Here is a 19,957-nt window from a genome sequence, read left to right on the forward strand (position 1 = left end):
CCGTCCCCGGGCGTTCGATCTGAAACGAACGTAATGGAGTATCCCATACATAATGGTCTTTTTTGGAAATTATGTTAACAGTTCGAGTCTCTTTTCTACATACAGCCACAATTTTCGGTCGTAATGGCTACTAATACGACGAATATCGAACGCGGCCCCGACCGACTGAAAGACACTCCGCGACCCGAGGACCTCGAGGCGACGACCAGCCCGGCCGCCCGCCTGCTGGCGTGGCTGCGTTCCTGATACTCGCGTCCCAATCGCGGTCGGAGGACGACGGAGCGCCGAGCGCGTCGACGGTGTCGCGCGCCGCTACGGTGCGGTCGCCGCGATCGCGTCCGCGATGACCTCGGTGCCGACCTCGGCCTGTCGCTGTGTCAGGACGAGCGGCGGGAGTAACCGCATGACGTTGCCGTACTGGCCCGCGGTCCAGACTAAGACGCCGTGCTCGTAGCAGTACTCTTGGATCGCATCGACGCGATCGCCGTCCGGATCGCCGTTCGCGTCGACGAACTCGGCGCCGACGAACAACCCTTTCCCGCGGACCTGTCCCAGCCCCGGATCGCCCTCGCCCGCGTCGCGGAGACGGTCGCGGATCCACGCGCCGACCTCCGTCGCGTGGTCGAGCAGGTCGTGAGACTGGATGTACTCGATCGCGCGCAGGCCGCCGACCATGGCGGGGACGTGTCCTCGGTAGGTGCCCGCGTGATCGCCCGATCCCCACGTGTCGAGGTCCTCGTGGTACATGGTTCCGGACAGCGGCTGGCCGTTCCCGCCGAGCGCCTTCGCGGTCGTCATCACGTCCGGCGTCACGTCGTAATGCTCGGACGCCCACCACTCGCCGGTGCGACCCATCCCGACCTGGATCTCGTCGAACACCAGCGGGAGGTCGTTCTCGTCGGCGATCTCACGCAGCCCCGAGAGGAACCCTTCGGGCGGGACGACGACGCCCCCCTCGCCCTGGATGGGCTCGACGAAGATGCCCGCCGGGTCCGTGAGGCCGCCGTACGGCTCCTCGACGATCGCTCTGACCTCTTCGAGCGCGCGGTCGACCGACTCCTCGGGGCTCCGCCCCTCGCGGAACGGGTACGGGAACGGCGCGTGCACCACGTCCGGCAGCAGCGGCGCGTACGGCTTCTTGAACTTCTTGTTGGACGTGATGCTCATCGCGCCGGCCGTCGCCCCGTGGTAGGAGTTCCGGAACGCGAGGAGCCCGTTCCCGCCCGTGTTGTACTTCGCGAGCTTGATCGACGCCTCGACGGCGTCGCTGCCGGTGGGGCCGCCGAAGACGAATCGGCTGTTGCCGGCGAGGCTCCCGGGCGCGATCTCGTCGAGCTTGTCGATGAGGTCGAGGCGCGGTTCCGTCGGGAAGTCGACGGTGTGCGTGAGCTTGTCGATCTGCGCGTGGACCCCCTCGTTGACGTAGGGGTTCGCGTGGCCGACGTTGTACACGCCGATGCCGGCGAAGAAGTCGAGGAACACGTTGCCGTCCGCGTCCTTCAGGGTCGCGCCCTTCCCCTCCTCGAACGCGAGCGGGATGTCGTTCGGGTAGGCGACCGCGCTGCTGTCGATCGCCTCCTGCCTGTCGAGGAGGCGCCGAGAGTTCGGACCGGGGACTTGGTCAACGCTCGGTTCCTCGGCGAAGTGCAAGTCGTGGATCGGCGGTCCCGCCATAACCCAACCGATACAGCACGCCTACAAATGGTTGGTGCAACCAGCAATCACTGACAGTGTATACAGAATTCGTTTTCGATCGCGCTCCACCGGGGCGGGCGTCTCTCTCGATGGGGGCGTGACGACGGGGCGTACGCCGCGGCTCACGGATTCTTCGCGCAGACATGCCTCTCACAGTCGTTCGGGACAGTAGGCGCGGGACCAAATTCGAACCGGAGGAAGACGTGCTCGCTCGCATCGCTCGCTGCGCGCGACTTCCGGGATTCAGAACCGCTCCTACTCCCTCGCTCAGTCGCGACGCTTCTTCGCTCAGTGCGCGGGACCGGATTCGAACCGGCGGACCCCTACGGGATAGCGTCCTAAGCGCTACGCCTTTGGCCTGGCTCGGCAACCCGCGCTTGCCGCTTGCGGTCGAGCGTAGGCGGAACCGACTCAAGAACCTAACGAACCGGGGGCGGCTACGGGCAGTGTTCGCAGTCGCAGTACGCCTCACACACCCGGTTGTCGCAGTCGGCGGCGCGGGCCGAGCAGTGCTCTCGACCGTGCCGGATCAGCAGTACGTGGAGCGGATAGATCAGGTCGTCGGGCACCAGCTCGTCGAGCGCGTCGTGCGCCGCCTGGTTCGACGCCGACGCCGGTACCAGCCCGAACCGCTTGGAGACGCGCTCGACGTGGGTGTCGACCGCCATCGTCGGCTTCCCGAAGTGGAAGTTCAACACGACGCTCGCCGTCTTCGGTCCCACCCCCTTGATCTCGGTGAGCCAGTCTTTCGCGTCATCGGTCGCCATCGCGTCGAGGAACGCCAGCGAGTACGCCCCGCCGGTCTCCTCCCGGATCGCGGCCAACGCGCGCTGAATCCGAGCGGCCTTCTGGTCGGCGAGCCCCGCCACGCGGATCGTCTCCGCCAGCTCCCCGTGGTCCGCGGCCTCGATCGCCGCGAAGTCGTCGTACCGGTCGAACAGCGCCGACGCGGCCCGACTCGTGTTCGCGTCGGCGACGTTCTGTGAGAGGATCGTCGTCACGAGCTGTCGAACCCCCTCGCCGGGCTCAGCGGTCGGATCGGCGCCGTGTTCGGCGACGCGGTCCACCGGCTCGTACAGCGACACCAGATCGTCGTGAAGCTCGCGGACCCGCGGCTCGGTCCACGCGTGCGTCGACATACCCACCCTACGGGCGCCGGCGACTTCAGGGCGACGACCGGGGGAAGCGCGCGGCGCTCGCTCGCTCCTCGCCGCCTCCGCGCTCTTCTTCGCCCGACGCGCGCCCGACCAACACCCCCGACGCGCGTCCGGCTCACATCCCGCGCGACCTTTTTAACCCGGTGCGCCCAACTGCGGGGCATGTACCGTGCGAGCGATCGCGTCGACAACGCGGCGTGGATCGACCGGCTCGACGACGCGTGCGCGACGCTCGACCTCGACGACGAGACGCTGTCGACGGCGACGGACCTGTTCCTGTCGCGTGCTCCCGACGACGAGCGAGGAAAACGCGTCGCCGCGGCCGCCAGCCTCTACGCCGCCGCGCTGATCCGCGGTCAGGAGCGGTCGCAGTCCGCGGTCGCCGACGCGATGGACGTCTCCCGGCTCTCCGTCCAGAAGCGCTGGAAGCCGATCTTGGAGGACGCCGGCTTCTCGCCGCCGAGGTGGTGACCCGGGCGCCTCGAGCGTCGCGCTCGCGCCGCCGTCGCTGACACCGGCGCCGATCACCGCGGCGTCGCCACGACGCCGAGGTGGTCCTCGTGGAACCGGTCGAGCCGTCCCGTCTCCAGAATCTCGTACGCCTCCCGGAGCCGGTCGAGCGCCCCCTCGAAGACGGTCTCCGGCGCCGCGGTCACGTCCTCGCTGCGCGCCTTGATCGCGAGCAGCAGCCGCCCGTCGTCCGCGAGGAACCGCGCGTTGCGCACGGCGACCGCGGCCTGTCCGCGCGTCGCCACGTCCTGAACGATCGCGTCCACGTCGCTCTCGACGACGTGCGCGTAGCGTTCGGGCGTGCGCGCGTCCTTCAACAGCGGGAACAGCCGGTCGCGGGGGTCGGCGGCCTCCACGAGATCGCGCGCTGGCCGCGGGGCGAACTCCACCGCGTACGTCGGCCCCGCGAAGTCCGCGACGTGGCTGACCGTCGTCCCGCTGGCCGCCCCGAGGTACAGCACCGTCTCCCCGCCGGAGAGCCCCGTCTCGAACCCGAGTTCGAACATCCCGCCGAGCTTCGAGCGACCGGGGTCCCACGCGCGCCACCCGTCCGCGGTCGGCTCGCCGTACACCGGCGGGCCGCGGGTCGCCAGACGGGTCTCCCCGTCGATCTCGCGGCGCTCGACGCCCGCGGGCAGCTCGGCGTCGGTCACGCGTCGCCCTCCGTGTCGTCGGCGGCGCCCGCGTTCCCACTCTCTGCGCGCGCCCGGATCGTCGCCATCCGCTCGCGGAGCTCCTCGTGGAGCGTCTCGCGGCGCTCGCCCGAGTAGTGGTCGACGCGGGCCGCCAGCGTCAGCTTGCCGGCGAGCGCCCGCGCGGCCGACCCGCGGTCCTCGGGGCGGGTGTTCCGGACGTACTCGTGCGTGTAGATGATCCCGTGTTTCGGCGAGGGGGCGCGCCCGGAGAGGTGCGCGAACAGGGCGTCCTCCGCGCCGAGCACCTGGACGGTTCCCGACGGCTTCTTCGCGAGCGTCTCCAGCCCGCCCGCCAAGGCGATCAGCCGGGCCGCGAGCTCCGGGCCGGCCATCTCGGCGAGGTTCGGCGCCACCGCCGGCGCGGTCCGCTCGATCGTCTCGGCGAGCGCGTCGCGCTCCGCGGCGAGGTCGACGACGCGCGCCGCGAGCGAGACGGCGCGCCGCTCCAGTTCGCCGTCCGGGTCGCGCTCCGCCACGGCGCGGGCGCCCTCGATCCCCGGCTCGGCGCCGTCGAAGAGGCTCCCGGCCCACTCCGCGGCGCGCTCGGCCAGCTCGTTGGCGGTGCGTTCGCAGTCGTCCATCGCCCGCACCGCGTGGACGAGCTGTTTGTCGTCGGCGCGCTCGCGCTCGCGCACGGCCTCGCGGGTCGCCGTCACGGACGCCTCGTGGAGGCGGTCGTAGTAGTCGTCGCGCGACTCGGCGAATCCGGAGTCGACAGCGAGACCGGGCCAATCGCGGGGCTCGTCGGCCTCGCCGGCGGCGATTCGGGCGCGGAGCGCCCCGTCGCCGCCCGCCGCCTCGGTGCCGGCCGGCGAACCGCTCGCGAACCAGCCCTCGGCCGCGTCGTCGTCGGTGTCACTCATTGCCCGTGGCTACTCCGTCCGGTCGTATAGGCGTTCCCGAACGGTCGGCGGGAAGCCGGGCGGTGAAGTTGGTTGCAAAAAGCTGAGACCTGGCTGCAAAAAGCCGAGACCGCCGCGGGACTACTCGTCGGCCAGTTCGATCGTCTCGCCCGCGTCCGCCGACTCGTCGGCCTCGTCCGACGACGACCGGAACTCCGCGAAGACGCCGTCGGGGTTGCTCCGCACGTCGGCGACGGTCGCGCCCGCGAGGCCGCCGAGCGCGCCGCCGGTGCTCGCCGCGTTCCGACTGACCACACCGCCGACCGCGGCGCCGACCGCGGCGCCGACCGCCGCGTACTTCGCTCGGGACAGCGCGCCCTTAATTTTGGATCTCATACACGTCACTTCGCTGCGAGCTCTCAAAAACCTGTCGTCCGTGTGAGGACGAAAGCGGAATCGCCGTCACTGCAGCCGCTTGGTGGTCTCAACGAGGGGATGGCGCGCGTAGTCGACGATTTCGATGTCGGTGATGTCGTCGAGGCCCTCCTTCTCGGCGGTCTTGGCCATCCCGAGATCGACCGGGTGGTCGGGGACGATCACGTAGGCGTCCATCTCGTCGATCCCGGCCTCGTGGGCCGCCATCACGCGGTGGTGACCGTCGGCGAGATGGAGGGTGCCGCCGTTGTCGATGACGACGAGCGGCTCGGCCAGTCCCCGCTCGAGCTCGTACTGCCGCCCTTCCAGCTCGTCGGCGTACACGCGGGCCTGCGTCGGCGTGAGGGCCGTGAGCTCCACCTCCCGACGCTCCTCCGTGAGCGCGACGCCGTGGATCTGTTCGAGGGTGCGCATCAGCTTCCCGACCTTGCTCGGCGTGGCGCGCTCGATCTGCGAGCGGACCACGTCCGTGTTCGAGATGATCCCCACGAGGTTGTCAGCGTCGTCGACGACCGGGAGGCGCTGGATGCCGGACCGGAGAATGACGCGGGCGGCGTCGGTCACTTTCATCTTCGGGTGCGCCACGATCAGGTCGTCGGACATCACGGTGAACACCGGGGCCTCGTCGGCGGCGAGCAGGAGGTCGGCCGCGGAGACGAACCCCTCGACCGTCCGGCCCTGCGTGACGGGGAACCCGTTGTGGCCGTCGCTTTCCGCCATGCGACGGGCGACTTCTCCCACCGTCTCGTCGGGACTGACGGTCTCGACGTCGCGGGTCATGTACTCGCCGACGGTCGGTTTCCCGCTCATCGTCCCACGTTGACGCCGCCGGAACAAAAAGAAGTGGGGGCGGAAGGCGCCGCGGTCACCCGCGTTCGCTCCCGACCGAGACGCCTCCCGGTCGCTCGTGTGCGACGAACTCGACGGCGTTGACGACGTAGTGGGCGACGACGACCGCGGGGAGGCTCCCGGTGGCGACGAACAGCCCCCCGAGCGCGAGGCCGAGCCCGCCGGCGACGGCGATCCCGAGCGGCCCCTGCGCGCCGTGACCGAGCCCGAACGCGATCGATGAGGCGACGACCAGGAGCCACGGGTCGACCGCGAAGCCGACCGACAGCGCCCCGGTCAGTGCGCCGCGGAACAGCGCCTCCTCGAAGCCCGCGACGACCGGAAGCGCAACGCCGAGGAGCAGGACCCACTCGCCGCGATCGGTCGGGGCCATCGCCTCGCGGAGCCGCGTCGAGGGGGCGACGCCGACCCGGGCGCCGAGCCGCGCGCTCGCCTGGTTGCCCGCGGCGAGGACGACCCCCGCGACGACGCCGAGAGCGACGTGTCCGCGGGGCTCGAGAGAGGCGACCGCCGGCGCGCCGAGCGTCGGGTGCGTCCCGCCGACCCCGAGCGCCGACGCCGGCACCCCGGTCCACCACGCGATCGCAGCGAGGAGCGCAAGCGCGAACCCCTGCGAGACGGCTGCGTTGGCCAAGAGCAGTCGCGTCGTGAGGACCGGGCGGTCCCGGTGGTCTGTGTCCCGGGGGCGATCGACTCCCTGGGTCAGGTCGGCGTCTGCGGTGCGGTGACCCTCGCCGGCGGCGCCGCCGGCGCGATCGCCCCCGGGAGCGTCACCCCGCGAATCGACGAATCGCGCGCGCTCGAGGATGCGTTGCGAGCGACGGGTGAAAAACAGGAGCAGCAGCGTCAGGGCGACGGTCGCGACCGCGAACGTCGCCCAGTCGGGCATCGGAGTGGTCGACGGGGGTTACCCTACTGCGGGCTCGGACTGGAGGGACCGGAGACGCTCCCCTCCTTCAGCGCCGAGCCGGTGATCGACTTGAGCCGGGAGACGAGCGAGTCCTTCTCGGCTTCGCCCTCCAGGGCGATGTCGAGGACCTCGCTGATGTGCGAGACCGGGATGACCTCGATCATGTCCTCGTACTCGTCTTCGATCATCACGTCCTGCTCGTTCGCCTGCGGGATGATGACCCGGGTGCAGCCGGCCTTCGCGGCCGCCTCGATCTTGTGGGTGACGCCGCCGACGGGGAGCACGTCGCCCCGCACCGACAGCGAGCCGGTCATCGCCAGGCTCTGGTCGACGCCCACGTCCTCCAACGCGGAGATGACGGCGGTCGCGACCGTGATGGACGCGGAGTCGCCGTCGACGCCCTGCTGGCCCGCCTGCACGAACTGGATGTGGATGTCCATCTCCGAGATGTTCTCGTCGGAGAACTTCTTGATGATCGCGGAGACGTTCGACACCGACTCCTGAGCCATCTCCTTCAGCTGGCCCGTGGCGATCACTTCGCCGGGGCCCTGCGAGGGAGCGACCTCGGCCATCACCGGGAGCATGATCCCGGAGTCCTCGCCCATCACGGCGAGCCCGTTGACGCGGCCGACGACGTACCCCTCGGAGACCTGAAGTTCGTAGTCCTTCCGGCGCTCGATGAAGTCGTCCGCGAGCTGCTGTTCGATGGAGCGCGAGCGCCCCTTCGCCTGCAGCACGTGGTCGCGGGTGGTCATCTCGGCGTCCTCGCCGCGGGCGATGTCGCCGGCGACGCGGACCATCCCGCCGAGGTTCCGCATCTTCAGCGTGAGGTGGCCCTTGCGGCCGGAGCGGCGCTTGGCCTCGAGGATGATCTCCTCGACCGCCTCCGCCGAGAACTCGGGCAGGCGACCGTCCTTCGCGACCTCCTGCGCGATGAACCGGACGTACTTCCGGCGCATCTCCGGAGTGTCCTCGATGGTGTCCTCCATGTACACCTCGTAGCCGTACCCCTTGATACGGCTCCGCAGCGCCGGGTGCATGTTCTCCATCGCGTCGAGGTTCCCGGCCGCGATCATGACGAAGTCGGTCGGGACGGGCTCGGTCTGGACCATCGCGCCCGAGGAGCGCTCGGACTGGCCCGTGATCGAGAACTCGCCCTCCTGGATCGCCGTCATGAGGTGCTGCTGGCTGCGGATGTCGAGCGTGTTGATCTCGTCGATGAACAGCACGCCCTTGTTCGCCTTGTGGATGGCCCCGGCCTCGACGCGGTCGTGGCTGGGCGTCTCCATCCCGCCGGACTGGAACGGGTCGTGCCGCACGTCGCCGAGCAGCGCGCCGGCGTGCGCGCCGGTGGCGTCGCGGAACGGCGCGGTCTTCGTGTCGCCGTTGTTCACCAGCAGGTTCGGGATCATCGCGTCCGACCCGCGGTTCAGGTAGCGGAAGACGAGGTAGACGACCCCGGCGGCGATGATGCCGACGAGGATCTGGCCGACGATGATGAGCGCGTAGCCCAACACGACGGCGATGATGATCCACATCAACAGCGACCGCATCTGGTTGCGCTTGCGCGCCTCCTCGCGGTGCGCGTCGACGATCTGGTCGCCCTTGCCGGCGGGGACCGTCCGGACCTTCGGCTTGTTGCCGTCGTCCGGGTTGTGGTAGACCAGCACGTCCTGAAGCTCCTCTTTCGGGAGGAGCTCGGACATCGCCTTCGCCAGCATCGACTTCCCGGTCCCGGGCGAGCCGATCATCATCACGTGGCGGCGCTGCTTGGCCGCCTTGATGATCACGTCGCGGGCGTGCTCCTGCCCGATGACCTGATCGACGAGCCGGTCGGGGATCTCGAGCTCGGCGGTCGTGTCGATCTTGAGGCCGCCGAGGAGGTCGTCCTCGTCGGGGTCCTCGTCGATCTCGGCACCCTCGACCTCGACCGTGCTGCCGAGCTCGTCGATGCTGCCGTCGTCGTTCGCTTCGGTGACACCCTCGGGGGTGGCGCCGTTCGCTTCCTCGCGGCCCGTCTCGGCGCCGTCCGGTCCGGGTCCGTCGACGACGACCCCGTCGTCCCAGACCTCGTCGGGCTCGGCCGGATCGTCGGCGACGGTCTCCTCCTCGGAGGCCGAATCGCCGGCGCCGTCGGGCTCGTCGACGCCGTCGTCCGCCGGCGCGCGGGCGCCGTCGTCTCGGGCGTCCTCGCCGTTCCCCGTCGAGTCCGGGGTCCCGACACCGGATTCCTCCGGCTCGTCGGGGTCCTCGGTCGGCGGGTCGTTCGCGTCCTTTTCGTTGCTCATAGAATCGGGTTTCGCTACGAAAAACGAAGGGTCGGCTACTGATATACTTTCTCCCCGCGAACGCTCCGTGAAGAATTCCAAAAACACGCACGATACGGCTCACACCCCACGATATCGGCCGTCGACGGGTCCCACGAGGTTTATAAATGAGGCTCCCGCTACGTGTATCTATGCGCGGGTTCTACATCGGGCGGTATCAGCCGTTTCACGACGGCCACCGACACATGGTCGAGGAGATCGCGGCCGACGTCGACGAGCTCGTGTTGGGGATCGGCTCGGCCGGCGACTCCCACACCACCCGCAACCCGTTCACGGCCGGCGAGCGCGTCATGATGGTGACGAAGGCCGTCGAGGACCTCGACGTGACCACCTACGTCGTCCCCATCGAGGACCTCGACCGCAACTCCGTCTGGGTGGGCCACGTGCAGAGCATGACCCCGCGGTTCGACGTGGCGTACTCGAACAACCCGCTCGTCGTCCGGCTGTTCGAGGAGGCCGGCGTCGAGGTCCGTGGGTCCCCCATGTTCCGCCGCGACGTGTTGGAGGGGACGGAGCTCCGCGAGCGCATGATCCACGGCCGCGACTGGGAGGCGCTGGTCCCCGAGACCGTCGTGGACGTGATCGAGGAGATCGACGGCGTCGAGCGGATCCGGCGGATCGCGGAGACCGACGCGAACAGCGAGACGCCGTTCGACGCCTGACACGCTCGCGCCGCCGGCTCGACGCGCCCCACCCGCCTCCGAAGCGCGAGCCGCCCACCTGCCTTTTAACAACGAGCCGGACCGCGGATCGCGTATGATCACGCTCGCCTCCGACTTCGGCTCGCCGTACCCCGCCGCGATGAAGGGAGTGATCCGCCGTCACACCGACGCCGAACTGGTCGATATCGCCCACGACCTGCCGCGTGGCGACCCCCGGGCGGCCGCCTTCTGGCTCCGGTTCGTCCTCCCGGAGTTCCCGCCGGCCGTCCACTGCGCGGTGATCGACCCCGGCGTCGGCACCGACCGAGACGCCCTCGTCGTCCGCGCCGGCTCGCACGTCATCGTCGCCCCCGACAACGGGCTCGCGATGCCGCCGGCTCGGGCGCTCGCTGGCGGAGCAGGCGGTGAGGGAACGGGAGAGGAACGCATCGAAGCGTTCGTCGTCGACGTCGACGACCCCGCGAGCGAGACGTTCCACGGCCGCGACGTGTTCGCGCCGACCGCGGCCCGGATCCGGACCGCCCTCGACGCCGATCCGGCGGCGACGCCCGAGGAGGTCTCGGACGCGCTCGCCGCCATGGACGACCTCTCGCCGGCGACCGACCCGGTCGACATCGTGCTTCCGGAGCCGCGCGTCGAGCGCGACGACGCGGGCGACCCGGCCGCCGTCGAGGGCGAGGTGCTCGCGATCGACCGATTCGGCAACGTCGTCACCAACGTCCCGGGCGACCTGATCCGCGGCCGCGACTGGGTCCGGATCAACGAGGAGCTCACCCCGGTCGCCGAGACGTTCGGCGCGGTCGACCCGGGTGACCGGCTCGTCACGGTGGGGAGCCACGGCTACGTCGAATGCGACGTGAACGACGGGCGCGGCGACGGCGCGTTCGACCTCCGGCCCGGGGACTCGGTGCGGATCGTCGCCGACAACGTCAGCGTCTAAAGAAGGCGCGGACCGGTCTCACAGAGAGCGACCCGGGGTCACAGCTCGACGCCCGACGGGATCAGGCTCTCGTTGCGCAGGAGGTTCCCCTCGTGGTCGTACACGAGGAACGTGTGTTTGTCGTAGCTAACGAGCCGCTCGCCGTCGACGTCGATCTCGACTCGGTAGTGGGCGTCCTCGTCGCCCGCCGAGTCGCGCGCGGCGTGGATGAACGGGAGCACGTCCGTTGCGGTCTCGTTGAGTTCGAGGACGAAGTCCCCGGTGTAGCGGTTCGTCACGCCGACGACGCCTTCCGGGTCGTCCGGGGTCGAGAGAGGCTCCCGGAGCCGGAACGCCACGTCGACATCGTCGGCGGCGAGGAGGTCGCCGTCCGTCCCGGAGAGCCGGTCGCGGAGGAGCCCGTCCGGTCCGTGGAAGTCGATGCGAACCAGCGGCGTCGCCTGCCGGTCGTCATCGTCGACGCCCTCGACGGTCAGCTCGAAGTAGTCACGCCGCATTGCCTAATAGGCTCTTTGCGGTCGTCCCGTATGAACGTAACGGGCGAGAACCCCCGTCGAGCCGCCGGCGTCGCGGCGCCGGTGCCCGCAGCGCCCGCCCGGTGTCGTCGGTGATAATCGCCGGGGGGATTTTAAACCGCCACGGCGCATACGGCTCCGTAACGACGATGGCGAGTGACGCGCGCGAGGGAGCGGTCGGCGATCGCATCGAGGCCCTCCGGCGGCGGCTCTCGCGAACGTGGGAGGTGCTTCGAGGAGCGAACCTCGACATCCGGCCGTTCAGGCCGGAGACGGACGGTCCGATCGCCCCCTTCGCGGTTCCCGACGGCGAGCGCGAGGTCGACCGCTACTGGGTGAACGCCCCGTACGCGTACGTCGTGATCACGTACGACGACGCGGAGAGCGAACACCGGTACTACGCGGTCGAGCCGGAGCTCGACCGGTTCGAGGCCGACCTCCTCGACCGCGTGGTCGACGACATCCGCGACCCGCTCCTCTACCGGGAGGGCACCGGTCGGACCGACGAGGAGACCCTCCGAACCGAGCTGGAAGAGCTGTTAGAGGGGTACGGCGTCGACATCGGCATGGACACGTTCCACGCGATCGCGTACTACCTCTACCGCGACTTCCGCGGCTACGGGAAGGTCGATCCCCTCCTCAACGACCGCCACATCGAGGACATCTCCTGTGACGGCTACGACCTCCCGATCTTCGTGTACCACGACGACTACACCGACATCGAGACCAACGTCTCCTTCGCTGAGTCGGAGCTCGACAACTACGTAATTCGCCTCGCCCAACAGTCCGGGCGCCACGTCTCCGTCGGCGACCCCATGGTGGAGACGACGCTGCCGGACGGGTCGCGCGCGGAGCTCGCGCTGGGCGAAGAGGTGACCCCGCGCGGCTCCGCGTTCACGATCCGCCAGTACGCCGAGGACCCGTTCACCCCGATCGATCTGGTGGAGTACGGCACGTTCTCGGTCGCCCAGATGGCGTACTTCTGGCTCTGTATCGAGCACAACAAGAGCCTCATCTTCGCGGGCGGCACCGCCTCGGGGAAGACCACCTCGATGAACGCGGTGTCGATGTTCGTCCCGCCGCGCGCGAAGATCCTTTCTATCGAGGACACCCGCGAGCTCTCGCTGTACCACGACAACTGGCTCTCCTCGATCACCCGCGAACGCCGGTACGAGGGCGCCGACATCGACATGTACGACCTGCTCCGGTCCGCGCTGCGCCACCGGCCCGAGTACATCGTGGTGGGGGAGGTCCGCGGGGAGGAGGCGATCACCCTGTTCCAGGCGATGAACACCGGCCACACGACCTTCTCGACGATGCACGCCGACTCGATCGAGACGGTGATAAACCGGCTGGAGAACGAGCCGATCAACGTCCCGCGGGCGATGGTCCAGTCGCTCGACATGCTCTCGATCCAGACGCTGACGCGCTCCGGCGACCAGCGGGTCAGGCGCGCGAAGACGATCGGCGAGATCGGCGGGATCGACCAGCGCACCGGGGAGCTCGACTACTCCTCGGCGTTCGAGTGGAACGCCGAGACGGACGAGTTCCGTCGGAACGACTCGTCGCTCATGGAGGAGATCGCCGACGAGCGCGGGTGGTCCCGGTCGGAGCTCCTCCGGGAGATCCGCCGGCGCGAGCGGTTCCTCGAACTGCTCCGCGAGCTCGGGGTCACCGACTACCGGGCGTTCACCGCCCTCGTCAACGAGTACTACGCCGACTCGGAGCGCGTAATGGAGCGGCTCGAAGCGCGGAGCGACGGCGAGGCTGACGACGAGACCGAAGCGCGGAGCGACGAGAAGCGCGCCGGCCAGAGCGACGGATGATCGCGTACCTCCCCCTGCTCGCGGCGCTCGGATGCTGTCTGGCGCTGGTGTTGCCCGCGGTCGACGACGGGACCGACCTGGCCGTCACCCGGATCGCGCTGCTGCTCTTCGGCGACTACGTGGGGGAGGACAGGCCGCGGCGCCAGCGACAGCGCGACCTGATGCGCGCCGCCCACGTGGCGGGCACCCACCGGGCGTACGCCGCCAAGACGCTCCTGTACGCCGGCGTGCTCGGCGTCGCCGGCAGCGTCATCGGCGTGTACGCCGCGGCCGGGCTCCTCTCGGCGCTCGACGTGAGCGAGGCAACCCTGCGCGAGACGCTCCCCGCGTCCCTCGGCTTCGTTTCGGTGGTCACCCGGCTCACGGAGCTCGGGCTCCCACAGCTGTTCCTCCTGTTGACGCTGGCGTCGGCGACGCTCGGCGCCGCGCTCGCCGTGGGAATGTACTACGGTCGATGGGAGCTGCTCGATCAGCGGGCCCACACCCGAGGGGCCGAGATCGACGCCACCCTCCCGCGCACCGTCGCGTTCATGTACGCGCTCTCGCGGTCGGGAATGCCGTTCCCCCGCGTGATGGACACGCTCGCCAAGAACGAGGCGGTGTACGGCGAGGCGGCGACGGAGCTGTCGGTCGCGGTCCGCGACATGAACGCCTTCGGGACCGACGCGCTCACCGCGCTCCAGCGCACGTCGCGGCGCACGCCCAGCGAGGACCTCGCCGACTTCGCGGAGAACCTCGCGTCCGTGCTCGGCACCGGCCAGCCCATCTCGGCGTTCCTCAGCGACCAGTACGAGCTGTACCAGGAGGAGGCGGAGTCGAAACAGCAGCAGTACCTCGAGCTGCTCTCCACGTTCGCGGAGGCGTACGTCACCGCGCTGGTCGCGGGACCGCTGTTCTTCATCACGATTCTCGTCGTGATCGGGCTCGTGTTGGAGGACACGCTCCCCCTGTTGCGCGTCGTGGTCTATCTGGGCGTCCCGCTGGCGACGTTCGGGTTCGTCGTCTACGTCGACAGCGTGACGCAGGGGATCGGCGGCACCGAGACCGTCGACCTCTCGGAGGCGATCGAAGACGGGTCAAACGCGGGGCGCAGCGGCGTCGGGGCCTCCGGGGGCGACGCGATGCAGGCCGACGGCGGCGTGGCCCGGGGTGCGCCCGCCGAGGACAGGTGGGCGACGAGCCGCGAGCGCCTCCGCGCGTACGACGAGATACGAACGCTGCGTGGGTGGGTCGCGTCGCCGATCGAGAGCGCGCTCGAGGCGCCGCACACGGTGTTCCTGATCTCCGTCCCGCTCGCGATCGTGGGGCTCCTCGCGACCGTCTTCCCGATCACCCTCGGCCCGCCGACCGAGATGGTCGCACAGATCGAGACGCCGGTCGTCGTCGCGACCGCGCTCGTGCTCGCGAGCTACGCCGTCGTCTACGAGGCGCGCAAGCGGCAGGTCAGACAGATCGAGGCGTCGGTCCCCGACTTCCTCGACCGACTCGCCAGCGTCAACGAGGCCGGCACCTCGGTGGTCGGGAGCGTTCGGCGCGTCGCGGACTCGAACCTGGAGGCGCTGAGCGACGACCTGCGGCGCACCCGGCGCGACATCGACTGGGGCGCCGACGTGAGCACCGCCCTCCGGCGGCTGGAGCGGCGGGTCCGGTCGCCGATGACCTCACGGGGGGTCGCGCTCATCACGAACGCGATGCGCGCCAGCGGCGACATCGCTCCCGTGCTCCGGATCGCGGCCGACGAGGCGCGCGCGACGTGGTCGCTCCGCCGAGAGCGTAGACAAGTAATGTTAACGTACCTCATTGTGATCTACATCTCCTTCCTCGTGTTCCTCGGGATCATCGCCTCGCTGTCGGTGTCGTTCATCCCCGCGATCGAGGAGGCGGCGATCCCCGCCGGGGGCGGCGGGGCGGGCGGCCTCCCGGGCGCGCCGAGCGGCCCCGGAGGTATCACCGAGGGGCTCGGAGACATCGAGGCGGGCGCCTACGAGCAGCTGTTCTTCCACGCCGCCGCCATCCAAGCGGTCTGCTCCGGGCTCGTCGCCGGTCAGCTCGGCGAGGGGGCGATCAACGACGGCGTGAAACACGTCGTCGTCCTGCTGCTGTTGACGCTGGCCACGTTCCTCGTCATCGGGACGCTGTGAGTCGGCGTCGGACGAGCGGCGGCGTCGCCGTCGGCGACGATCGCGGCCACCGGAGCTAAATCGGTCCGGGCCGACCGCCCGGTATGGACCCCCAGTCGACGTACGACCGCATCGCCGCGCACTTCTCGAAGACGAGGGAGTACGCGTGGCCGGAGGTCGAGTCGTTTCTCGACGGGCGCGCCGCGACGCGCGCACTCGATCTCGGCTGTGGCAACGGGCGGCACACGGAACTGCTCGCCGAGCGCGCGGACGCGGTCGTCGGCGTCGATCTCAGCCGCGAACTGCTGCGCGAAGCCGGCGAGCGGGCACGCGAACGCGGATTCGACGACGCCGCGTCGTTCGTCCACGGCGACGCGGCGGCCCCGCCGATCGCGACCGATACGATCGGACTCGCCGTGTACGTCGCCACCCTGCATCACCTCCCGTCGCGCGAGGCTCGGGTCCGGAGCCTCGACGAACTCGCTCGGTCCCTCGCCCCGGGTGGGACCGCACTGGTGAGCGTCTGGAGCACGGCTCACGACCGGTTCGACCGGGAGGAGGGGTTCGACACGACGGTCGACTGGACCCTCCCGGGCGGCGAAACGGTGCCGCGGTACTATCACATCTACTCGCCCGAGGAGTTCGAGAGCGACATCGCCGATAGCGCCCTCGAACCCGTCGAGACGACCGTTTCGAGCGGGAACTGCTACGCGGTCGTTGCGGGCCCAGATCCGTAATTATCAGCGCCGATACCGTCGTGAGAGGATTAAAGAGACAGTGACGACCGCGTCGATGTAATGAGTTCTACCCGTTTGGATCGCTTCCTCCGCCGGATCAGTCCTGACGTGATCGCTCGCAGCTATCTCGCGAAGTTCGCGGTCGTCGTGTTGGTGGTCGTCGCCGCCATCGGCGGGGTGGGCGCGGTCACCTACGCGGAGACCACCGAGCAGCTCGAAGCCAACGCACAGGCGGATTACACCGCCGTCGCCGAGCTGAGCGGCATCGAGCTCGACGGCTGGTCGAGCGCCCGCCGATCGACGGCGCGGGACGTCGCGGACAACGCGGCGTTCTCCAACGATCCGGAGGTGACGAGCCGCTACCTCAGCTCGCACGAATCGCGGACGACCGAGGAGGTGCTCGCGCTGCACCACGTCGACCGCAAGGAGGGAACCGTGCTCGCGTCGAGCCGAGACGACCCCGACGCCGGCGCCGCGGTCACCGGCCAGGAGTGGTTCGACGACAACCTGCTGTACGGCGATCAGGTGTACACCACGCCCACCTACGAGGTCGACGGGAGACAGCGGGTCGCGTACGTCGCACTGACGCCGATGCGCGACTACCTCGTCGTGGAAGTCGACCTCGCGCCGGTCGTCGCGGACCTCCGGCAGCCGACCGACGGCGCGTTCACGACGCTCGTGCAGGCCGACGGGACGATCGCCGCCAGTGACCGCGAGGGCGTCGCCGGGGAGCGGTACAACGGCGGCGTCCGGAGCGCCCTCTTCGCCGGGGAGCGTCCGGTGGGCCACATCGCATCCGCGACGTTCGGCTTCGCCGACGGGGCCGAGTGCTTCGTCGCGTACGCCCCCGTGCCGACGGAGGACTGGGTGGTCGCGGTCCACGTCCCCCTCTCGGAGGCGTACGCGCTCTCCGGGATGATCGGCCGGAATCTCCTCCTGATCGTCGGGGTCGCTGTCGTCGGGCTCGGGCTGCTCGGCGCGACGCTCGGCCGGGGGACCGTCGTCGAGCTGAAGCGCCTCGGCAACCGGGCGCGCGAGCTGGAGGCCGGCAACCTCGACGTGGACCTCCGGTCGAGCCGGCAGGACGAGTTCGGCGACCTCTACGGCTCGTTCTCGACGATGCGCGACTCGCTGCGCGAGGAGATCGAGTCGGCGGAGACCCAACGGGAGCGCGCGGAGGCCGCGAAGGCGGAGAGCGAGGCGTTCGCGCGGACGCTCGAGGAACGCGCCGCCGCCTTCGGGGCGACGATGGAAGAGTGCGCGGACGGCGACCTCACGGCCCGGATCGCCACCGAGCCCGACGACCCGGAGGCGCTCCACGAGATCGCCGACGGGTTCAACGGCGCGATGGACGCGCTGGAGGCGACGATCGCCGAGGTGGACGCGTTCGCGGACGCGGTGGCCGAGAAGAGCGAGGCGGTGACGGACGGCACCGACGAGGTCGCCGCGGCCGGTCGCGAGACGAGCGACGCGGTCGACGAGATCTCGGCGGGGGCGGAGCGGCAGAGCCGTCAGCTCGCCGACGTCGCCGGCGAGATGGAGGACATGTCCGCGACCGTGGAGGAGGTGGCCGCCTCGGCCGAGCAGGTGGCGACCACCTCACGGCAGGCGAGCGACCTCACCGAGCGGGGCCGCGAGGCGACCGGCGACGCGGTCGACGAGCTCCACGCGATCGAAGAGCGGTCGGAGTCGGCCGCGGAGACCGTCGAGCGGCTGGAGGCCGAGATGGAGGAGGTCGACGAGATCGTCGAGACGATCTCGGAGATCGCCGACCAGACGAACCTGCTCGCGCTCAACGCCTCCATCGAGGCCGCCCGCGCGGGCGAGGCCGGCTCCGGCTTCGCGGTCGTCGCCGAGGAGGTGAAGTCGCTCGCGGAGGAGACGCAGGAATCGGCCGCCGAGGTCGAGACGCTGATCGCGGGGCTCCGCGAGCGCACCGACGAGAGCGTCGCCGAGATGGCCGCGATCCGCGAGGGAGTCGGCGACGGGGTCGACACCGTCGAGGAGGCCGAGGACGCACTCGAGGCGGTCGCCGAGCGCGTGAGCGAGGCGGACGACGGGGTTCAGGAGATCTCCGGCGCGATGGACGCGCAGGCCTCGTCGGTCAGCGAGGTCACCGGCGCCGTGGACGACCTGGCCGGCGTGAGCCAGCAGACGACTGCCGAGGCGGCGACCGTCGCGTCGACCGCGGAGGAGCAGGCCACGACGCTCGGAGAGGTCTCCGAGCAGGCGCACGACCTGACGGAGCGGGCGCACGACCTCCGCCGCATGACCGACGCCTTCGAGGTCGGCGGCGAGGGGGCGGAGCCCGGAGGCGCCACAGACGACGGCGGCTCCGGAGCGGAGCCCGAACCGGACCCGGAGTCCGGATCTGAGGACACCGCGTTCACGTTCGGCACGGAGGAGACGGGCGACGCCGGCTCGTCGGTGAGCGCCGACGGTGGCGTCGATAGCACGGCGGACGCGACGCTCGACGGAGCGTCCGACGGGAACGCAGAAAGGTAGCCGCACCGCCTCCCGCGGCGGTCGAATCGCGATCGCCTCAGTCGGCGACTGTCTCGTGGCCGGTCCGGGTGCTGTCAGCGAGCGGCGTCACGATCTTGTACACCGCGTACACCCCGAGCACCGCGATGCCGGCCAGCACGACCCCGGTCCGGAGCTGCGGCGAGAACAGCGGGGTCGCGATCACGTCGCCCGCCTCGTTCGTGAGCGGGACCGGGCTGTACGGGGCGCCGACGAGGATCTCCAGGAGCCCCATGCCGACGATCCCGAGCAGCATCAGTCCCGCGCTCAGCGCCATCGCCGCTTTGTCGATGATGTCTGTCATTGGATGTCACCTCTTAACCGAGCAGGTAGCGGAGTTTCGGGTGCTGTTCGACCACGTCGAGCTTCTCGATGAGCGCGTCGAGGCCGTAGTGCCGGCCGGCCGCGAACACGATCACCGTCATGAACAACAGCAGTCCCATGAGGTCGCTGTTGACGAGCCCGTGTCCGAACTCGGCGTTGCCGACCCAGAACAGGGTCATGAAGATGACCCCGCCAAAGGCGGCGAGCCGAGTGAACGCGCCCGCGATCAGCGCCAGCCCGATCAGCGTCTCGAACAGCGGGACGCCCGGCTCGATGAGCCATCCGAGGTTGTGGCCCATCCAGACCGGGATCCCGCCGAGGGCCGTCTCCGACATGCCCTGCATGTACGTCGTCCCGTAGGTGTACGAGAACCCGCTCTCGATCACCTTCGTGATCCCGGAGTGGAAGAACCACCATCCGGTGACGACGCGTAGGAACGCGATCCAGTACGTCGCCCATGGGCCGTCCAGTGCGAACTCGACCTCACCGACCAGTGGGTTGCTTGATTGGTATGACATCGTCGTCACCTCACAGATGTACGTTGGACGAGTGCACACATATGTACCCAGAACGCTTCTAAATGCCTGAAAATGGTTCTAATTTCGCGGGAACGGCCCGTTATACTGTGGCTTTTTAAGTAGTGGTGGTACCGTTCGTTGGCGTCGCCGCGCTCCCGCCGTCGTCGAGAACACGGAACGTTTATCAGAACTGTTCGGCCTACGTGTAGACGCGTTCAGCGACGGACGCACCCACGCGCGCCGGTGGTCTAGTGGTAGGACCTGAGCCTTCCAAGCTCATGGCCCGGGTTCAAATCCCGGCCGGCGCACTCCCTTCGGTCGTGCGCCGCCCGTACCCTCGCTCGCAAGCTCGCGAGGGTCCCGGCCGGCGCA

Annotated in this window: 19 protein-coding genes and 2 tRNA genes; 9 read left to right on the forward strand and 12 right to left on the reverse strand. The window is 69.7% G+C overall.

What is annotated here, in order from left to right; translation table 11 throughout:
• Nucleotides 1–123: 123 nt before the first annotated feature.
• A complete protein-coding gene (locus tag DJ69_RS19055; protein WP_275539531.1) occupies nucleotides 124–246 on the forward strand; it encodes a hypothetical protein in 123 nt (40 codons plus the stop codon).
• 66 nt (nucleotides 247–312) lie between these two features.
• On the opposite strand, the gene DJ69_RS14915 is transcribed toward DJ69_RS19055, so the two are convergent.
• From DJ69_RS14915 to DJ69_RS14925, 3 genes are all read right to left on the reverse strand, one after another.
• On the reverse strand, nucleotides 313–1,674 hold the full coding sequence (locus DJ69_RS14915) for an aspartate aminotransferase family protein (protein WP_099256334.1): 1,362 nt from the start codon (nucleotides 1,672–1,674) through the stop codon (nucleotides 313–315).
• A 313-nt stretch (nucleotides 1,675–1,987) separates the two neighbouring features.
• Nucleotides 1,988–2,072 (reverse strand) — tRNA-Leu (locus DJ69_RS14920).
• 60 nt (nucleotides 2,073–2,132) lie between these two features.
• A complete protein-coding gene (locus tag DJ69_RS14925; protein ID WP_099256335.1) occupies nucleotides 2,133–2,834 on the reverse strand; it encodes an endonuclease III domain-containing protein in 702 nt (233 codons plus the stop codon).
• Nucleotides 2,835–3,014: 180 nt separating this feature from the next.
• Here DJ69_RS14925 and DJ69_RS14930 point away from each other — a divergent pair, with 180 nt between their 5' ends.
• On the forward strand, nucleotides 3,015–3,323 hold the full coding sequence (locus DJ69_RS14930; RefSeq protein ID WP_099256336.1) for a cyclin: 309 nt from the start codon (nucleotides 3,015–3,017) through the stop codon (nucleotides 3,321–3,323).
• A gap of 53 nt (nucleotides 3,324–3,376) precedes the next feature.
• Here DJ69_RS14930 and DJ69_RS14935 read toward each other — a convergent pair whose 3' ends face one another.
• The 6 genes from DJ69_RS14935 to lonB form a co-directional block, all read right to left on the reverse strand.
• Nucleotides 3,377–4,015, reverse strand: coding sequence for a fibrillarin-like rRNA/tRNA 2'-O-methyltransferase (locus DJ69_RS14935; RefSeq protein WP_099256337.1), 639 nt, complete (start codon nucleotides 4,013–4,015; stop codon nucleotides 3,377–3,379).
• On the reverse strand, nucleotides 4,012–4,920 hold the full coding sequence (locus DJ69_RS14940; protein WP_099256338.1) for an NOP5/NOP56 family protein: 909 nt from the start codon (nucleotides 4,918–4,920) through the stop codon (nucleotides 4,012–4,014). Before DJ69_RS14940 ends, DJ69_RS14935 begins: the two co-directional genes overlap by 4 nt.
• Before the next feature lie 120 nt (nucleotides 4,921–5,040).
• Nucleotides 5,041–5,295, reverse strand: coding sequence for a hypothetical protein (locus DJ69_RS14945; RefSeq protein WP_099256339.1), 255 nt, complete (start codon nucleotides 5,293–5,295; stop codon nucleotides 5,041–5,043).
• Nucleotides 5,296–5,361: 66 nt separating this feature from the next.
• A complete protein-coding gene (locus tag DJ69_RS14950) occupies nucleotides 5,362–6,144 on the reverse strand; it encodes a CBS domain-containing protein (protein WP_099256340.1) in 783 nt (260 codons plus the stop codon).
• A 55-nt stretch (nucleotides 6,145–6,199) separates the two neighbouring features.
• Entirely contained in the window at nucleotides 6,200–7,072 is an 873-nt protein-coding gene (locus tag DJ69_RS14955) for a CPBP family intramembrane glutamic endopeptidase (RefSeq protein ID WP_099256341.1), read from the reverse strand.
• Nucleotides 7,073–7,095: 23 nt separating this feature from the next.
• Nucleotides 7,096–9,381: an ATP-dependent protease LonB gene (gene lonB / locus DJ69_RS14960; protein WP_099256342.1), complete on the reverse strand. Its 2,286-nt coding sequence runs from the start codon at nucleotides 9,379–9,381 to the stop codon at nucleotides 7,096–7,098.
• Nucleotides 9,382–9,551: 170 nt separating this feature from the next.
• Between lonB and DJ69_RS14965 the strand changes: the two genes are divergently transcribed.
• Entirely contained in the window at nucleotides 9,552–10,082 is a 531-nt protein-coding gene (locus DJ69_RS14965; RefSeq protein ID WP_099256343.1) for a nicotinamide-nucleotide adenylyltransferase, read from the forward strand.
• 94 nt (nucleotides 10,083–10,176) lie between these two features.
• Nucleotides 10,177–11,022 carry an SAM hydrolase/SAM-dependent halogenase family protein gene (locus tag DJ69_RS14970; RefSeq protein ID WP_099256344.1) on the forward strand — a complete coding sequence of 282 codons (846 nt, stop codon included), beginning with the start codon at nucleotides 10,177–10,179 and terminating at the stop codon, nucleotides 11,020–11,022.
• Between the two features lie 38 nt (nucleotides 11,023–11,060).
• On the opposite strand, the gene DJ69_RS14975 is transcribed toward DJ69_RS14970, so the two are convergent.
• The gene (locus tag DJ69_RS14975; protein WP_099256345.1) at nucleotides 11,061–11,519 is read right to left on the reverse strand and encodes a DUF5793 family protein; all 459 of its coding nucleotides are present in this window, start codon (nucleotides 11,517–11,519) and stop codon (nucleotides 11,061–11,063) included.
• Nucleotides 11,520–11,686: 167 nt separating this feature from the next.
• Here DJ69_RS14975 and DJ69_RS14980 point away from each other — a divergent pair, with 167 nt between their 5' ends.
• The 4 genes from DJ69_RS14980 (at nucleotide 11,687) to DJ69_RS14995 (ending at nucleotide 18,725) form a co-directional block, all read left to right on the forward strand.
• Nucleotides 11,687–13,363 (forward strand): type II/IV secretion system ATPase subunit, encoded by a 1,677-nt coding sequence (locus DJ69_RS14980; RefSeq protein WP_099256346.1) that lies wholly within the window; start codon nucleotides 11,687–11,689, stop codon nucleotides 13,361–13,363.
• On the forward strand, nucleotides 13,360–15,504 hold the full coding sequence (locus DJ69_RS14985; RefSeq protein WP_099256347.1) for a type II secretion system F family protein: 2,145 nt from the start codon (nucleotides 13,360–13,362) through the stop codon (nucleotides 15,502–15,504). Before DJ69_RS14980 ends, DJ69_RS14985 begins: the two co-directional genes overlap by 4 nt.
• An 83-nt stretch (nucleotides 15,505–15,587) precedes the next feature.
• The gene (locus DJ69_RS14990) at nucleotides 15,588–16,220 is read left to right on the forward strand and encodes a class I SAM-dependent methyltransferase (RefSeq protein ID WP_099256348.1); all 633 of its coding nucleotides are present in this window, start codon (nucleotides 15,588–15,590) and stop codon (nucleotides 16,218–16,220) included.
• Nucleotides 16,221–16,280: 60 nt separating this feature from the next.
• Nucleotides 16,281–18,725 (forward strand): methyl-accepting chemotaxis protein, encoded by a 2,445-nt coding sequence (locus DJ69_RS14995; RefSeq protein WP_099256349.1) that lies wholly within the window; start codon nucleotides 16,281–16,283, stop codon nucleotides 18,723–18,725.
• 37 nt (nucleotides 18,726–18,762) lie between these two features.
• On the opposite strand, the gene DJ69_RS15000 is transcribed toward DJ69_RS14995, so the two are convergent.
• Nucleotides 18,763–19,047, reverse strand: a complete 285-nt coding sequence (locus DJ69_RS15000; protein ID WP_099256350.1) for a hypothetical protein — start codon at nucleotides 19,045–19,047, stop codon at nucleotides 18,763–18,765.
• A 13-nt stretch (nucleotides 19,048–19,060) separates the two neighbouring features.
• Nucleotides 19,061–19,585 carry a DoxX family protein gene (locus DJ69_RS15005; protein WP_099256405.1) on the reverse strand — a complete coding sequence of 175 codons (525 nt, stop codon included), beginning with the start codon at nucleotides 19,583–19,585 and terminating at the stop codon, nucleotides 19,061–19,063.
• A gap of 237 nt (nucleotides 19,586–19,822) precedes the next feature.
• Here DJ69_RS15005 and DJ69_RS15010 point away from each other — a divergent pair.
• Nucleotides 19,823–19,893, forward strand: a tRNA-Gly gene (locus DJ69_RS15010).
• Nucleotides 19,894–19,957: the final 64 nt, after the last annotated feature.

Origin of the sequence: Halorubrum persicum (assembly GCF_002727125.1) — an archaeon.
Taxonomy (GTDB): Archaea; Halobacteriota; Halobacteria; order Halobacteriales; family Haloferacaceae; genus Halorubrum; species Halorubrum persicum.

What these genes read in the sequence shown, in the direction of transcription:
- DJ69_RS19055 (WP_275539531.1), top strand. Translation starts at nt 124, where the DNA reads ATGGCTACTAATACGACGAATATCGAACGCGGCCCCGACCGACTGAAA.
- DJ69_RS14915 (WP_099256334.1), bottom strand. Translation starts at nt 1,674, where the DNA reads ATGGCGGGACCGCCGATCCACGACTTGCACTTCGCCGAGGAACCGAGC.
- DJ69_RS14925 (WP_099256335.1), bottom strand. Translation starts at nt 2,834, where the DNA reads ATGTCGACGCACGCGTGGACCGAGCCGCGGGTCCGCGAGCTTCACGAC.
- DJ69_RS14930 (WP_099256336.1), top strand. Translation starts at nt 3,015, where the DNA reads ATGTACCGTGCGAGCGATCGCGTCGACAACGCGGCGTGGATCGACCGG.
- DJ69_RS14940 (WP_099256338.1), bottom strand. Translation starts at nt 4,920, where the DNA reads ATGAGTGACACCGACGACGACGCGGCCGAGGGCTGGTTCGCGAGCGGT.
- DJ69_RS14945 (WP_099256339.1), bottom strand. Translation starts at nt 5,295, where the DNA reads ATGAGATCCAAAATTAAGGGCGCGCTGTCCCGAGCGAAGTACGCGGCG.
- DJ69_RS14950 (WP_099256340.1), bottom strand. Translation starts at nt 6,144, where the DNA reads ATGAGCGGGAAACCGACCGTCGGCGAGTACATGACCCGCGACGTCGAG.
- DJ69_RS14955 (WP_099256341.1), bottom strand. Translation starts at nt 7,072, where the DNA reads ATGCCCGACTGGGCGACGTTCGCGGTCGCGACCGTCGCCCTGACGCTG.
- lonB (WP_099256342.1), bottom strand. Translation starts at nt 9,381, where the DNA reads ATGAGCAACGAAAAGGACGCGAACGACCCGCCGACCGAGGACCCCGAC.
- DJ69_RS14965 (WP_099256343.1), top strand. Translation starts at nt 9,552, where the DNA reads ATGCGCGGGTTCTACATCGGGCGGTATCAGCCGTTTCACGACGGCCAC.
- DJ69_RS14970 (WP_099256344.1), top strand. Translation starts at nt 10,177, where the DNA reads ATGATCACGCTCGCCTCCGACTTCGGCTCGCCGTACCCCGCCGCGATG.
- DJ69_RS14975 (WP_099256345.1), bottom strand. Translation starts at nt 11,519, where the DNA reads ATGCGGCGTGACTACTTCGAGCTGACCGTCGAGGGCGTCGACGATGAC.
- DJ69_RS14980 (WP_099256346.1), top strand. Translation starts at nt 11,687, where the DNA reads ATGGCGAGTGACGCGCGCGAGGGAGCGGTCGGCGATCGCATCGAGGCC.
- DJ69_RS14985 (WP_099256347.1), top strand. Translation starts at nt 13,360, where the DNA reads ATGATCGCGTACCTCCCCCTGCTCGCGGCGCTCGGATGCTGTCTGGCG.
- DJ69_RS14990 (WP_099256348.1), top strand. Translation starts at nt 15,588, where the DNA reads ATGGACCCCCAGTCGACGTACGACCGCATCGCCGCGCACTTCTCGAAG.
- DJ69_RS14995 (WP_099256349.1), top strand. Translation starts at nt 16,281, where the DNA reads ATGAGTTCTACCCGTTTGGATCGCTTCCTCCGCCGGATCAGTCCTGAC.
- DJ69_RS15000 (WP_099256350.1), bottom strand. Translation starts at nt 19,047, where the DNA reads ATGACAGACATCATCGACAAAGCGGCGATGGCGCTGAGCGCGGGACTG.
- DJ69_RS15005 (WP_099256405.1), bottom strand. Translation starts at nt 19,585, where the DNA reads ATGTCATACCAATCAAGCAACCCACTGGTCGGTGAGGTCGAGTTCGCA.